We start from the raw sequence: 12,960 nt of genomic DNA, 5'->3' as shown, positions 1-12,960 counted from the left end.
AGGTGGATCGATGCGCAGCATCGAGACGGAGGGGGAATGCTCTCGGGCGGCCTTGAGTCAAAGTCCCCCTCAGTCAGCCATGCGGCTGACAGCTCCCCCAGGAGGGGAGCATCTGGACGGCGTTGATTCACCGCAGCTTCGCCTCGGTCGCCTCCCGGGCGGCGGGGTCTCCGACGTGCATCCAGAAGCCGTCCATCACCGCGCCGTGGAGGCGGCCCTGTTCCGCGAGCCGCCACCAGACCGGCACGATCGAGAAGGCCCCGTCCGGCTCGCCGTCGAGGATCTGCGGCTTGAGGATCTGGAAGCCGACATTGGCGTAGGGGGTGGGCGGTTCGGGCTTGGCCGAGTGGGTCAGGCGGCCGGCCTCGTCCATGAAGAAGCCCTGCGGGCCTTCGAAGCCGATGCCGTGGCCGCGGCGGACCAGCAGCAGGCAGAGGTCCATGGCAGCCGGGTCCCAGGTCGCCTTGAGGGTCTCCAGGGCCGGCGTCTCGCCCTCGATCCACAGCGAGTCGATGTTGGCGATCAGGATCGGATCGTCGCCCAGCAGAGCGCGGGCGTGCTTGATGCCGCCGCCGGAGTCGAGCAGGGCGGCGCGCTCGTCGGAGATCAGGATCTCGATGTCGCGGCGGCCGGCGAGATGGGTCTCCATCTGGTCGGCGAAGTGATGGACGTTGACCACCGCCCGCTCGATCCCGGCCGCGACCAGGCGGTCGAGGACATGGTCGATCAGCGCCTTGCCGGCGACGGTGACCAGGGCCTTGGGGCGCTCGTCGGTCAGCGGCCGCATGCGGGTGCCGAGACCCGCGGCCAGGACCATCGCGGTCTTGATCTGGCTCATCGGCGGGCCTGCGCGGGCACGTGGCGGTCGAACCAGGTCTTGAGGCCGGCCATCGACGGGTCGGTCAGGTTGCGTTCCAGGTAGCGCCAGGTGCGGGGCATGAAGGCCTCGTATTGGCGCCGGCCGAGCAGGGCCTGGCGGGCGAAGACGCGGCCGAGGATGCGCGCGGCGTTCGAGGCGGCGAGCGCGCGGTAGTCGTGGACGAAGGCTTCGCGGTCCAGGCTCGGCCGGGCGGTCAGGAAGCGGTCCAGCATGGCGGCCTCGAGCTCCGGCGAGACGTCGCGGCGGGCGTCCTGCAGCAGATGGGTCAGGTCCCAGGCGGGATGGGCGCGCAGGGCGTCCTGGAAGTCGAGCAGGCCGACGCGGGCCGCGCCCGCGCGCTGCGGCAGCCAGAGCAGGTTCTGGGCGTGGAAGTCGCGGTGGGTGAAGACGTCGGCGTCGGCCGCGCCGCGGGCGAACACCGGGGCCCAGAGCGCCTCCCATTCGGCCAGGGCGTCCGGCGAGAACGCCGGGATGCGCGCGAACTGCGGCCACCATTCGAGGAAGGTGTCGGTCCCGACCTTCAGGGCCAGGGCGTCGTAGGTCAGCAGCGGCCAGGATGCGCCGTCGGCGACGAGCACGTCGGGCGGCGTGGTCTCCTGCAGCTGGATCTGGACGTCGACGGCGGCCTCGTAGAGCGGCGCTTCGGCCTGTCCGTCGGCGATCAGGGTCGCGAACAGGCCATCGCCCAGGTCTTCCAGCACGGCCAGGCCGGCCTCGATGTCGTGGGCGAGGATCTGCGGCGCCGAGAGGCCGTGATCGCGCAGCCAGGCGGCGGTGGTGACGAAGGCGGCGACCGATCCGGCGGCCAGGCGGGCGGCGGCGTTGTAGCCCATGGCCAGGCGCTCGGCCTCGGTGGCGCCGGGCGGACAGACCGCGCTCTCGGCGGCGGGCGGCTGGTCCATGAAGATCACGGTCGAGCCGTCGGCCCGGTGCAGGCGTTCATAGGCGCGCGTCGAGGCGTCGCCGGCCAGCAGTTCGCGACGGGCGTCGGCCAGCCCCGCGGCCTTTAGGAACTCGGCCTTGCGGCCGTCACGATCGGAATTCAAGCCCACGTCCTTCCCAGGCGCCCGCCGGCGTCAGCCGGGCGCGCCGCGCCTCCCCGCCACCCGGCGACTCATCGACGACGATCTCTACATCAAGTCGGTCGGGGGGGAGATGGCCCTCCAGGCGCTCGGGCCATTCGATCACCGCCGCGCCGTCCTCGAGCGCTTCGTCCAGGCCGATCTCATAGGCCTCGTCCGCCGAGGTGAGGCGATAGAGATCGAAGTGCGCGACCTTCAGCCGCGCGCCCTCGTAGAACTGCACGATGGTGAAGGTCGGGCTGGGAACGTCCTCGTTCGGGGTGGTCAGGGCGCGGACCAGGGCGCGGGCCAGGGTCGACTTGCCGGCCCCCAGCGGACCAGTCAGACAGATCGCCTCGCCGGGCTTCAGCTCGGCGGCGATGGCCGCGCCCAGCCGCCCGGTGGCGGCCTCGTCGTCGAGACGGAAGTCGCCGTCGGCCGGGGTGATCATGCGAACGGCCTTTCGGGATGCTGCGGCAGGGTCCGGACGTAGGCCTTGAGCGCCTCGGTCGCGGCGACCGCGTCGGGATCGAGCGCGTCGGGCGCCACCGGCGGGCCGAGCAGCAGCGAGAACTCGCGGCCGCGCTTGTTGAGCAGCTCGTGGAACAGGGTGATGTCGCGCAGCTCGTTGGAGAAGCGGTTGAAGAAGTGGAAGAGGGTCGAGGACGGGCCGTCGAGGTGCATGGGGATCACCGGCGCCTGGTACTTGCGGGCCAGGGAGATGGCGCTGGGCATCCACTCCGGATCGCTGAGCACGCCGCCTGGACCGCGACGGGCCAGGCGGCCGGCCGGGAAGATCATCAGCGCGCGTTCGGCCTCCATCGCCTCGCGGGTCAGCTGCAGGGTGAGGCGGGTGCGCTCGCGGGTGCGCTTCTCCTCGACCCACTCGACCGGGATCAGCACCTCGTCGAAGTGCGGGGCGACGCGGTGGGCGTCGGAGTTGGCGTAGAAGCAGATGTCCGGGCGCAGGCCCTTGAGCGCGTCGAACACCGCGATGCCGTCGGCGATGCCGGTCGGATGGTTGCAGATGAAGATCGCGCGACCCTTCGCCGGGACATGCTCCAGGCCGCGGGCCTGGACCTTCACGCTGAGCAGGTCCGAGACGTAGTCGAGCGCGGCGCGGCCGGGCATCGGCGCGATGGCGTCGGCCATGGCCCGGGCCTTGCGGTAGTCGAGGATCCTGTAGAGCGCCGGGCGGAGCAACGGCCACAGCGGGCCGCCCGACAGCCGCGGCGCCCGCTCGGCGATCAGGGTGTCGACGATGTGGTCGTGATAGGCGCTGCGCGCGGGCAGGGCGGTCGCAGTGGGCGAAAGGCTCGTCATCGGACGCGCAGAATGCGACGGCCCGCCGCACCGGAGCAAGCGAAGGGCTGGCGATGTGGCGTTTTCCTTCGATCGGATGGCCGGGACCTGCCGGCCCGGCCATGACGAAGCATGGAGAGGATCCCTGCAAGATCGCGCTGCGGCGGGCGGAGGGCGAAAAACACGGCCCTGCTCACGTTGGGTGAAGTCTACCCAGGCCCCGTCGGAGGGCATACAACGCCGGTATGCGTGACATCCAACACTTCATCTCCGGTGCGGCTCAGCCTGGCGTGTCCGGGCGGTTCGGCGACGTTTTCGACCCCAACACCGGCGAGGTGCAGGCAAAAGTCGCCCTGGCGACGCCGGCCGAGGTCGACGCGGCGGTGCAGGCCGCGCTGAAGGCCCAGCCGGCCTGGGCGGCGACCAATCCGCAGCGCCGCGCGCGGGTGATGTTCGAGTTCAAGCGCCTGGTCGAGGCGCGGATGGACGAGCTGGCGGCCCTGCTGTCGTCCGAGCACGGCAAGGTGATCGCCGACTCAAAGGGCGACATCCAGCGCGGGCTGGAGGTGATCGAGTTCGCCTGCGGCATCCCGCATGTGCTGAAGGGCGAGTACACCGAGGGCGCGGGGCCCGGCATCGACGTCTATTCGATGCGCCAGCCGCTGGGCGTGGCGGCGGGGATCACCCCGTTCAACTTCCCCGGCATGATCCCGATGTGGATGTTCGGCATCGCGATCGCGGTGGGCAACACCTTCATCCTGAAGCCGTCGGAGAAGGACCCGAGCGTGCCGGTGCGGCTGGCCGAGCTGTTCATGGAGGCCGGGGCGAACCTGGGCATGGACCTGGCAGGCGTGCTGAACGTGGTGCACGGCGACAAGGTCGCGGTCGACGCCATCCTGACCCATCCGGCGATCGCGGCGGTCAGCTTCGTCGGCTCGTCCGACATCGCCTCCTACGTCTATTCGACCGGCACCGCTCACGGGAAGCGCGTGCAGGCGATGGGCGGGGCCAAGAACCACGGCATCGTCATGCCGGACGCCGACCTCGACCAGACCGTCAAGGACCTGGTCGGCGCGGCCTACGGCTCGGCCGGCGAGCGCTGCATGGCGCTGCCGGTGGTGGTGCCGGTGGGCGCCAAGACCGCCGACGCGATCCGCGAACGGGTCGTCGCCGAACTGGAGACGCTGAAGGTCGGGGTCTCGACCGACTCCGCCGCGCAGTACGGGCCGGTGGTCAGCGCCGCGCACCGCAACAAGATCGCCGACTACATCCAGATCGGGGTCGACGAGGGCGCCGAGCTGGTGGTCGACGGCCGCGGCTTCGCGCTGCAGGGCTATGAGAAGGGCTTCTTCATCGGTCCGAGCTTGTTCGATCAGGTGAAGCCGACGATGCGGACCTATCAGGAGGAAATCTTCGGCCCGGTGCTGCAGATCGTCCGCGCGGAGAGCTTCGAGGAGGCGTTGGCCCTGCCCAGCCAGCACCAGTACGGCAACGGGGTGGCGATCTTCACCCGCAACGGCCGCGCCGCGCGCGAGTTCGCCGCCCGGGTCAATGTCGGGATGGTGGGGATCAACGTGCCGATCCCGGTGCCGGTTGCCTACCACACCTTCGGCGGCTGGAAGCGCAGCGCGTTCGGCGACGTGAACCAGCACGGCGTCGAGGGCGTGAAGTTCTACACCAAGATCAAGACCATAACCGCCCGCTGGCCCGAGGGCCTGACCGAGGACAGCGCCTTCGTCATTCCCACCATGCGGTGATGGATCTACTCTGCCGCGCGTTGGCGGCGGAGGTTCGATGAAGCGGTTTCAGCTCTGGGCGATCCTCGTCCTGGTCCTCGCCCTGGCGGGGGCCGGCGGCTTTGCGTGGTGGAACTACGACCTGCGCTGGCGGCCGCATACGATCACCAAGCACCAGGACGAGATCGCCAGGATCCTGGAGACCTCGGGCTGGGTGTCGCCGGGCAAGACCGGGCCGAAGCTGTACATGATCTCGTTCCGCACCTGCCCCGACTGCGTGCGCTTCAAGGCCGAGGAATTCCCGCTGCTGCAGGCCGCCGGCGTCGACACCCGGGTGATCGAGATCGCGCGGCGCGACGTCAACGGCGTATCGAAGTCGACCCCGGCCGAACGGGCGACGGTCGCCGAGCTGTGGCTCGGGCGCTCGTGGCCGCTGATGGAGCGGTGGGAGGACACTCCGGCCCAGGCCTGGACGGCCGAGGGCATTCCGCCGGCCGACGGCGACATGGCGAGGACCGCGGTGGTCGAGGCCGGCCGCAAGCTGGTCGACGACCTGCAGCCGCTGCTGCGCGCCAACGGCGTGAGGTTCGCCTATCCGACCCTGGTCTGGTGGACCAAGGACGGCAAGATGCGGGCGTGCGCCTGCGAGCGGCGCGAGACCTACCGCTTCGTGCGCAGGGAACTGGGCCTGGCCAGCTAGCTGGCGTAGGGCCGGCCGCTGACGATCTGCTTGCTGCGCGCGCGGGTCTTCATGCCGTGTTCGCGATCGGCTGGATGACCGCTGGCGCGCCGCCCGAAGCTTTGGCGGCTGGCCTCGTCCTCCAGGTCGTCGGCGCCGCCGAGCTCGAGGTCGAGCTGCGGATCGGTCTCGCCGTCGATGACGGGGTCGGGCGTGGCGTCGCGGGTCTTTCCGGCCATGGCAGGCTCCTCATCTTCAGTCCGACTAGGTCAACCGTTCAGGGGGCGAGCTGTTCCGTGCTTGAGGCGGGCGCGTCGAAGGTCTAGGCGAAACCCATGCCCTCGCAGTTGCAAGCCTCCTACGACGCCCGCCTGGCGCAGGGCGATATCCGTCCCGACGCGGCCCAGGCCGCCGCGCTGGCGGCGCTGGTGCGGCTGGAGGGCGACCTGGCGCGGGCCGAGCCCAGCGGCTTCGCCTCGTTCTTCAAGAAGGCCGAGAGCCAGAAGGGCGTCTACCTGATCGGGCCGGTGGGGCGCGGCAAGTCCATGCTGATGGACCTGTTCTTCGCCAATGCTCCCGTCGAGAAGAAGCGGCGCATTCACTTCCACGTCTTCATGGGCGAGATCCATCGGCTGATCGACGCCTGGCGCAAGGGTGACCCCGCGGCGCGCAAGGCCAGGTTCGGCCAGCACAAGGGCGATGATCCGATCCCGCCGGTCGCCGACGTCGTGGCCGGCCAGGCGCGGCTGCTGTGCTTCGACGAGTTCCAGGTCACCGACATCGCCGACGCGATGATCCTGGGCCGGTTGTTCGAGGCGCTGTTCGCGCGCGGCGTGACTTTGGTGGCGACCTCGAACCGGCTGCCGGACCAGCTCTACAAGGACGGCATCAACCGCCAGCTGTTCCTGCCGTTCATCGAACTGCTGAAGAGCAAGGTCGAGGTGGTCAGCGTCGCCGGGCCGCACGACTACCGGCTGGACCGCCTGCGGGCGGCAGGCACCTGGTTCAGCCCTAACGACCCGGACAACGCCCGCAGCTTCGACGCCTTGTGGAAGGACATGCTGAACGGCGAGGCGGAGGTCGGCGAGACGCTGGAGGTGCTGGGCCGCAAGGTGCATCTGCCGCACGCCCAGGGCGGCATGGTGCGGGCCAGCTTCGCCAGCCTGTGCTCGGTGGCGCTGGGGCCGAACGACTACATCGCCATCGCCGAACGCTTCCACACCCTGTTCCTGGAAGACGTGCCGCAGCTGACGCCGAACCGGCGCGAGGAAGCGCGGCGGTTCGTGATCCTGATCGACGCGCTCTACGAGGCGCACGCCAAGCTGATCGTGCTGGCGCAGTCCGAGCCGACGACGCTCTATCCGTCGGGCGACGGGGCGTTCGAGTTCGAGCGCACGGCCTCGCGGCTACAGGAGATGCGTTCGGCCGACTGGCTGGCCGAGGACGCCGGCTAGCCCGACTTCAGGCTCTCGACGAGGTCGCGGGCGTAGGGGGCCAGGCCCTCCAGGCTGCGCACGCAGATGGTCAGCTCGCGCTGGGCCCAGTCGTCGGTCAGGTCGACGATGCCGAGCGACATGGTGCGCGCCGCGCGGCGGGCGGTGGTTTCCGGCACGATGCCGACCCCGACGCCGCATTCCACGAGCCGGCAGACCGCATCGAAGCTGCGCAGCTGCACGCGCAGCCGCAGGGGGCGGCCTTCGCGCACCGCCTTGGCCGACAGAAACCGCTGCAGCGAGGAGGCGCGATCGAGCCCGACCAGGTCGCAGCCGAGCACGTCGGCGAAGGTCATCGACTTGCGCTGGGCCAACGGATGGATGGCGCTGGTCACCACCACGAAGCGGTCCGAGCGGAACGGGAAGGTCTCCAGGCTGCCCATGTCGACGGTGCCGGCGACGATGCCGATGTCGCCGACCCCTTCGGCCACCAGCCCGACGATCTCGTCGGAGAGCCGCTCCTCGAGGTTGATGCTGACGTGCGGATGTTCGGCGAGGAAGCGGCTGAGCGCCTCGGGGATGAACTCGGTCAGGGCGTTGGTGTTGGCGAGCAGCCGCACTTCGCCGGACAGGCCGCCGGCATAGGCGCCGAGGTCTTCGCGCAGCCGGGCGGTCTGGGAGAGGATCGTGCGGGCGTGCTTGATCAGGGTGCGGCCGGCCGGGGTCGGCGTGACCCCTTGTCGCGACCGCTCCAGCAACGGGGCGCCGAGCGCGTCCTCCATGTTTCGGATGCGGGTGGAGGCGGCGGCCAGCGCCAGGGCGCACCGCTCGGCCCCGCGGGTGATGGATCCGGCGTCCGCGACCTCGCAGAACAGTCTCAAATCGACCAGGTCAAACCGCATCCTTCGTCTCCCGCGAAGGATGCATACGGGAAAGACGCATTGCATCAAAAGAAAAAGGTCGGAAACTTCGGCTTTGGCGAAGGGGAGGTCGCTGCTCTGTAGAGAGCGGGACTGCGCCTTCGTTGACACTCGAAGGCTGCGGCTTAAAAGCGGAGCCGCCTCTTCCTATTCAGGAAATACGACCCGTCATGTCCGACGCACCTCGTCCACGCCCGCTCTCACCGCACCTGATGACCGGGGGCCTCGGCTCGCCGCTGCTCTGGCGCTGGCACATCACCATGGCCACCTCGATCTTCCATCGGGTGAGCATCTTCGGGCTCTACCTGTCGGCCCTGCTGCTGGCGGGCTGGCTGCTGGCCCTGGCCGGCGGGCCGCAGAGCTACGACGCCTATACGGGCGCACTCAGCTCGCCGCTCGGGTTGCTGGTGCTGTTCGGCCTGTCCTTCACGCTGTTCTACAACCTGGCCTACAACGTGCGTCAGGCCTTCTGGGACATGGGCAAGGGCTTCAAGATCGCAGAGGCCAACGCCGGCTCGATCGCGATCATCGCCTTCGCCGTCGCGACCACCCTGGCCTTCTGGGCCGTCCTCCTCATCCTGGGAGTGCTGTGATGAACACGGGTCCGACCCTTCGCACCCCCCGTTCGCGCGCCCTGGGCCTCGGCTCGGCGCACCACGGCGTGGGCCACTTCATCGTCGAACACGTCAGCGCCGTGATGCTGGTGCCGCTCGGTCTCTGGGGCGCCTGGGTGGCGATCCAGCTCGCCGGTCAAGGCTATGACGCCGCCGCCTACTGGATCTCCAAGCCGGTGAACGCCGTGCTGCTGGCCGTGCTGCTGGTCTGCACCCTGGTGCACGTGAAGAACGCCATGCAGGTGGTCATCGAGGACTACATCGGCCGCTTCGTCACCAAGGCGGCCCTGCTGCTGCTCAATTATTCTATCTGCGTCCTCGCCGGCGCCCTGGGCGTCTTCGCGATCCTCAAGGCCGCCTTCTCCGGAGCCTTCTGATGGCCGAGTACAATTTCATCGACCACAAGTTCGACGTCGTCGTCGTCGGCGCCGGCGGCTCGGGCCTGCGCGCCGCGCTCGGCTGCGCCCAAGCCGGTCTGAAGACCGCCTGCATCACCAAGGTGTTCCCGACCCGCTCGCACACCGTTGCGGCGCAGGGCGGCATCTCGGCCAGCCTCGGCAACATGGGCCAGGACGACTGGCGCTGGCACATGTACGACACCGTCAAGGGGTCGGACTGGCTGGGCGACCAGGACGCCATCGAATACCTCTGCCGCAACGCGCCGGCGGCGGTCTATGAGCTGGAACACTGGGGCGTGCCGTTCTCGCGCACGGCCGAGGGCAAGATCTATCAGCGCGCCTTCGGCGGCATGACCAAGAACTTCGGCGAGGCCCCGATCCAGCGCACCTGCGCGGCGGCCGACCGCACCGGTCACGCCATGCTGCACACGATGTACGGCCAGAGCCTGGCTCACGACACCGAGTTCTTCATCGAGTACTTCGCCCTCGACCTGATCATGGACGAAGGCGTCTGCCGCGGCGTGACCGCGTGGAAGCTCGACGACGGCACCCTGCACCGCTTCCAGGCCCAGCAGGTGATCCTGGCCACCGGCGGCTACGGCCGCGCCTACTTCTCGGCCACCAGCGCCCACACCTGCACCGGCGACGGCGGCGGGATGGCCCTGCGCGCCGGCCTGCCGCTGCAGGACATGGAGTTCGTGCAGTTCCACCCGACCGGCATCTACGGCGCCGGCTGCCTGATCACCGAGGGCGCCCGCGGCGAAGGCGGCTACCTGACCAACTCCGAGGGCGAGCGCTTCATGGAGCGCTATGCGCCGTCCGTGAAGGACCTGGCCCCGCGCGACATGGTCAGCCGCGCCATGACCATCGAAATCCGTGAAGGCCGCGGCGTGGGTCCGAAGAAGGACCACATCTTCCTGCACCTCGATCACCTGGATCCGAAGATGCTGGCCGAACGCCTGCCGGGCATTTCGGAAAGCGCCAAGATCTTCGCCGGCGTCGACGTGACCAAGGAGCCGATCCCGGTTCTGCCGACCGTGCACTACAACATGGGCGGTATCCCCACGAACTTCTTCTCGGAAGTCGTGACCCGCGAGGGCGACAACCCCGACAAGGTGGTTCCGGGCCTGATGGCCGTGGGCGAAGCGGCCTGCGTGTCGGTGCACGGCGCCAACCGCCTGGGCTCCAACTCGCTGATCGACCTGGTGGTGTTCGGCCGCTCGGCCGCGCTGCGCTGCGCCGACACGATCAAGGCCGGGGCGACCCAGCCGGAGCTGAAGGCCTCGATGACCGACGGCCATCTGGCCCGCTTCGACAAGCTGCGCAACGCCAACGGCGGCACCTCGACGGCGCACCTGCGCCTGGAGATGCAGCAGGCGATGCAAGAGGACGCCGCGGTGTTCCGCACCACCGAGGCGCTGTCCTCGGGCGTCAAGCGCCTGGAAGCGGTGCACGCCAAGCGCCCGGACCTGAAGGTCACCGACCGCGGCCTGATCTGGAACACCGACCTGCTCGAGACCCTCGAGCTGGACAACCTGATCGGCCAGGCGACAGTCACCGTGGTCGGCGCGCACAACCGCACCGAAAGCCGCGGCGCCCACGCGCACGAGGACTATCCGGACCGCAACGACCAAGACTGGATGAAGCACACCCTGACCTGGTTCGACGACGTCACCGGCAAGGTGCGCATCGATGACCGGCCGGTGCACAGCTACACCATGACCAACGACATCGCCTACATCCCGCCGAAGGCGCGGGTCTACTAGGTCCTGTCGATGATCGCCCTCCACACTCTGCTCAACGCGTCCGCCGTCAAGGAAAGCGTCTGATGGTTCAGCTCGCCCTGCCCAAAAACTCCCGCGTCCAGAAGGGCCGGCACCATCCGGCCCCGGCCGGCGCCAAGAACGTCAAGACGTTCCGGATCTATCGCTACGACCCGGAAGGGAACGAGAATCCGCGCTGGGACACCTATGACGTCGACGTCGACGCCTGCGGTCCGATGGTTCTCGACGTTCTGATCCACATCAAGAACGAGATCGACCCGACCCTGGCCTTCCGCCGCTCGTGCCGCGAAGGCGTGTGCGGGTCCTGCGCGATGAACATCGGCGGCCGCAACACCCTGGCCTGCACCCATGGCCACGACGAGACGCACGCCTCGTCGTGCCAGATCAGCCCGCTGCCGCACATGCCGGTGGTCAAGGACCTGATCCCCGACCTGACGATGTTCTACGCGCAGTACGCCTCGATCGAGCCGTGGCTGCACACCGAGACGCCGGAGCCGCAGAAGGAATGGCGCCAGACGCCTGAGGACCGCGAAAAGCTCGACGGCCTCTACGAGTGCATCCTCTGCGCCTGCTGCTCGACCTCGTGCCCGAGCTATTGGTGGAACGGCGACAAGTATCTCGGCCCGGCCGCGCTGCTGCACGCCTACCGCTGGCTGATCGACAGCCGCGACGAGGCCACCGGCGAGCGTCTGGACGAGCTGGAAGACCCCTTCAAGCTCTACCGCTGCCACACGATCATGAACTGCGCCCAGGTGTGTCCGAAGGGCCTGAATCCCGCCAAGGCGATCGGCGAGATCAAGAAGATGCTGGTGGATCGGGTCGTCTGACGCTCTTTTAGGAAAGGGCGAACGATCCGAACTGTGTTTGGAAAGTTGACGCCGCCGTCACTTTTCTGCATGGGGCTTATATGAGCCAGTCGGACGCGCATATTGTGATCCTGGGAGCGGGCCACGCAGGTGGCACCGCCGCCGCGTTGCTTCGTCAGTATGGGCACGCGGGCCCTATCACCATGATCGGCGACGAACCGATTCCGCCCTACCAGCGCCCGCCGCTGAGCAAGGCCTGGCTGAAGGGCGAGGCCGACGCCGACTCCCTGGCGCTCAAGCCGCTCGAGTTCTACCCCGAGCAGAACATCGACTTCCGGCCGAACCTGCAGGCCGTGAAGCTCGCCCGCTCCGACAAGGTCGTGACCCTGTCGGACGGGTCGACGGTTCCCTACGACATCCTGATCATCGCCACCGGCATGCGGGCCATCCGGCTGCCGATCGAGGGCGTCGACCTGGCCGGGGTGCTGACCCTGCGCACGGCGGCCGACGCCGAGGCCATCAAGGCCGCGCTCGGCCCGGGCAAGCGCTTGGCCATCGTCGGCGGCGGCTATATCGGGCTCGAGGTCGCCGCTTCGGCCCGCGCCCTCGGCGCCGAGGCCGTGGTCATCGAGCGCGAAGCACGCATCCTGGCGCGCAGCGCCTGCGAGCCGCTGTCCAACTTCTTCCACGGCTACCACGTCGACCGCGGCGTCCAGTTCCTGCTCGGGGCCAGCGTCGCCGGCTTCGTCGGGGAGAACGGCCAGGTGACCGGCGTGCGGCTGGCCGACGGCCGGGTCGAGCCCTGCGACCTGGTGCTGCTGGGCGTCGGGGCCATCCCCAACGACGACATCGCGCGTGACGCCGGCCTGGAGTGCGCCCGCGGCATCGTGGTCGACCTGGAGGCCCGCACGGCCGATCCCAGCGTGTTCGCGATCGGCGACGTCACTCACCGCCCGATGCCGCACTACGGCCGCATGTTCGGCCCCGAGAGCGTGCCCAGCGCCCTGGAGCAGGCCAAGCAGGCCGCCAGCGCCATCACCGGACGTCCGGCGCCGTCGCCGGAAGTGCCGTGGAACTGGTCGGACCAATATGACCTGAAGCTGCAGATCGCCGGCCTGCCGTTCGACGCCGACCGCGTGCTGCTGCGCGGGGATCCGGCCAGCGGCAAGTTCGCAGTGTTCCACCTGAAGGGAGATCAGGTGCAATCCGTGGAGGCGATCAACTCGCCCCCGGAGTTCATGATGGGCAAGCAACTCATCGCCAACCGCAAGCCGGTGAACACCGATAAGCTTGCCGATCCAACGGTTTCCATGAAAGAGGTCGCCGCTTAACAGGCGACGAAGGGGA

14 protein-coding genes are annotated in these 12,960 nt (G+C 69.0%); 8 read left to right on the top strand and 6 right to left on the bottom strand.

Going from position 1 to position 12,960, the window contains the following annotated elements:
* Positions 1-127: 127 nt before the first annotated feature.
* The 4 genes from AC1Q87_RS09655 to AC1Q87_RS09640 are packed head-to-tail and all read right to left on the bottom strand — an operon-like array spanning position 128 to position 3,264.
* On the bottom strand, positions 128-838 hold the full coding sequence (locus AC1Q87_RS09655) for a nucleotidyltransferase family protein (RefSeq protein ID WP_492608737.1): 711 nt from the start codon (positions 836-838) through the stop codon (positions 128-130).
* On the bottom strand, positions 835-1,932 hold the full coding sequence (gene amgK, locus AC1Q87_RS09650) for an N-acetylmuramate/N-acetylglucosamine kinase AmgK (RefSeq protein WP_492608736.1): 1,098 nt from the start codon (positions 1,930-1,932) through the stop codon (positions 835-837). The genes AC1Q87_RS09655 and amgK overlap by 4 nt, the downstream gene beginning before the upstream one ends.
* Positions 1,910-2,392 (bottom strand): tRNA (adenosine(37)-N6)-threonylcarbamoyltransferase complex ATPase subunit type 1 TsaE, encoded by a 483-nt coding sequence (gene tsaE / locus AC1Q87_RS09645; RefSeq protein ID WP_492608735.1) that lies wholly within the window; start codon positions 2,390-2,392, stop codon positions 1,910-1,912. Before tsaE ends, amgK begins: the two co-directional genes overlap by 23 nt.
* On the bottom strand, positions 2,389-3,264 hold the full coding sequence (locus AC1Q87_RS09640) for a GNAT family N-acetyltransferase (protein ID WP_492608734.1): 876 nt from the start codon (positions 3,262-3,264) through the stop codon (positions 2,389-2,391). Before AC1Q87_RS09640 ends, tsaE begins: the two co-directional genes overlap by 4 nt.
* A gap of 224 nt (positions 3,265-3,488) precedes the next feature.
* Between AC1Q87_RS09640 and AC1Q87_RS09635 the strand changes: the two genes are divergently transcribed.
* Positions 3,489-5,000, top strand: coding sequence for a CoA-acylating methylmalonate-semialdehyde dehydrogenase (locus tag AC1Q87_RS09635; protein ID WP_492608733.1), 1,512 nt, complete (start codon positions 3,489-3,491; stop codon positions 4,998-5,000).
* 37 nt (positions 5,001-5,037) lie between these two features.
* The gene (locus tag AC1Q87_RS09630; protein WP_492608732.1) at positions 5,038-5,679 is read left to right on the top strand and encodes a hypothetical protein; all 642 of its coding nucleotides are present in this window, start codon (positions 5,038-5,040) and stop codon (positions 5,677-5,679) included.
* On the opposite strand, the gene AC1Q87_RS09625 is transcribed toward AC1Q87_RS09630, so the two are convergent.
* Positions 5,676-5,897: a hypothetical protein gene (locus AC1Q87_RS09625; protein WP_492608731.1), complete on the bottom strand. Its 222-nt coding sequence runs from the start codon at positions 5,895-5,897 to the stop codon at positions 5,676-5,678. The two genes, AC1Q87_RS09630 and AC1Q87_RS09625, sit on opposite strands and share 4 nt — an antisense overlap.
* 96 nt (positions 5,898-5,993) lie before the next feature.
* On the opposite strand from AC1Q87_RS09625, the gene zapE reads away from it, so the two are divergent.
* Positions 5,994-7,112: a cell division protein ZapE gene (gene zapE, locus AC1Q87_RS09620; RefSeq protein ID WP_492608730.1), complete on the top strand. Its 1,119-nt coding sequence runs from the start codon at positions 5,994-5,996 to the stop codon at positions 7,110-7,112.
* Here the strand turns inward: zapE and AC1Q87_RS09615 are convergent.
* Complete coding sequence (locus AC1Q87_RS09615; RefSeq protein WP_492608729.1) at positions 7,109-7,993, bottom strand: LysR family transcriptional regulator; 885 nt, start codon at positions 7,991-7,993, stop codon at positions 7,109-7,111. The two genes, zapE and AC1Q87_RS09615, sit on opposite strands and share 4 nt — an antisense overlap.
* A gap of 188 nt (positions 7,994-8,181) precedes the next feature.
* Between AC1Q87_RS09615 and sdhC the strand changes: the two genes are divergently transcribed.
* The 5 genes from sdhC (at position 8,182) to AC1Q87_RS09590 (ending at position 12,944) form a co-directional block, all read left to right on the top strand.
* On the top strand, positions 8,182-8,604 hold the full coding sequence (gene sdhC, locus AC1Q87_RS09610; RefSeq protein ID WP_492608728.1) for a succinate dehydrogenase, cytochrome b556 subunit: 423 nt from the start codon (positions 8,182-8,184) through the stop codon (positions 8,602-8,604).
* On the top strand, positions 8,604-9,002 hold the full coding sequence (sdhD, locus tag AC1Q87_RS09605) for a succinate dehydrogenase, hydrophobic membrane anchor protein (RefSeq protein ID WP_436063269.1): 399 nt from the start codon (positions 8,604-8,606) through the stop codon (positions 9,000-9,002). Before sdhC ends, sdhD begins: the two co-directional genes overlap by 1 nt.
* Positions 9,002-10,789 carry a succinate dehydrogenase flavoprotein subunit gene (gene sdhA / locus AC1Q87_RS09600; protein WP_492608727.1) on the top strand — a complete coding sequence of 596 codons (1,788 nt, stop codon included), beginning with the start codon at positions 9,002-9,004 and terminating at the stop codon, positions 10,787-10,789. The genes sdhD and sdhA overlap by 1 nt, the downstream gene beginning before the upstream one ends.
* Positions 10,790-10,851: 62 nt before the next feature.
* Positions 10,852-11,634, top strand: a complete 783-nt coding sequence (locus AC1Q87_RS09595) for a succinate dehydrogenase iron-sulfur subunit (protein WP_492608726.1) — start codon at positions 10,852-10,854, stop codon at positions 11,632-11,634.
* Positions 11,635-11,714: 80 nt separating this feature from the next.
* Positions 11,715-12,944: an NAD(P)/FAD-dependent oxidoreductase gene (locus AC1Q87_RS09590; protein ID WP_492608725.1), complete on the top strand. Its 1,230-nt coding sequence runs from the start codon at positions 11,715-11,717 to the stop codon at positions 12,942-12,944.
* The last annotated feature ends 16 nt before the right edge of the window (positions 12,945-12,960 follow it).

Source organism: Phenylobacterium sp. GW823-FHT02A09 (assembly GCF_058797775.1).
Note: the sequence above shows the minus strand (reverse complement) of the source record. Positions and strands in the feature narration are given on the sequence as shown.

Excerpts from the sequence above, each read along its gene's own strand:
- AC1Q87_RS09655 (WP_492608737.1), bottom strand. The coding sequence starts at position 838 with ATGAGCCAGATCAAGACCGCGATGGTCCTGGCCGCGGGTCTCGGCACC.
- tsaE (WP_492608735.1), bottom strand. The coding sequence starts at position 2,392 with ATGATCACCCCGGCCGACGGCGACTTCCGTCTCGACGACGAGGCCGCC.
- AC1Q87_RS09640 (WP_492608734.1), bottom strand. The coding sequence starts at position 3,264 with ATGACGAGCCTTTCGCCCACTGCGACCGCCCTGCCCGCGCGCAGCGCC.
- AC1Q87_RS09635 (WP_492608733.1), top strand. The coding sequence starts at position 3,489 with ATGCGTGACATCCAACACTTCATCTCCGGTGCGGCTCAGCCTGGCGTG.
- AC1Q87_RS09630 (WP_492608732.1), top strand. The coding sequence starts at position 5,038 with ATGAAGCGGTTTCAGCTCTGGGCGATCCTCGTCCTGGTCCTCGCCCTG.
- AC1Q87_RS09625 (WP_492608731.1), bottom strand. The coding sequence starts at position 5,897 with ATGGCCGGAAAGACCCGCGACGCCACGCCCGACCCCGTCATCGACGGC.
- zapE (WP_492608730.1), top strand. The coding sequence starts at position 5,994 with ATGCCCTCGCAGTTGCAAGCCTCCTACGACGCCCGCCTGGCGCAGGGC.
- AC1Q87_RS09615 (WP_492608729.1), bottom strand. The coding sequence starts at position 7,993 with ATGCGGTTTGACCTGGTCGATTTGAGACTGTTCTGCGAGGTCGCGGAC.
- sdhC (WP_492608728.1), top strand. The coding sequence starts at position 8,182 with ATGTCCGACGCACCTCGTCCACGCCCGCTCTCACCGCACCTGATGACC.
- sdhD (WP_436063269.1), top strand. The coding sequence starts at position 8,604 with ATGAACACGGGTCCGACCCTTCGCACCCCCCGTTCGCGCGCCCTGGGC.
- sdhA (WP_492608727.1), top strand. The coding sequence starts at position 9,002 with ATGGCCGAGTACAATTTCATCGACCACAAGTTCGACGTCGTCGTCGTC.
- AC1Q87_RS09595 (WP_492608726.1), top strand. The coding sequence starts at position 10,852 with ATGGTTCAGCTCGCCCTGCCCAAAAACTCCCGCGTCCAGAAGGGCCGG.
- AC1Q87_RS09590 (WP_492608725.1), top strand. The coding sequence starts at position 11,715 with ATGAGCCAGTCGGACGCGCATATTGTGATCCTGGGAGCGGGCCACGCA.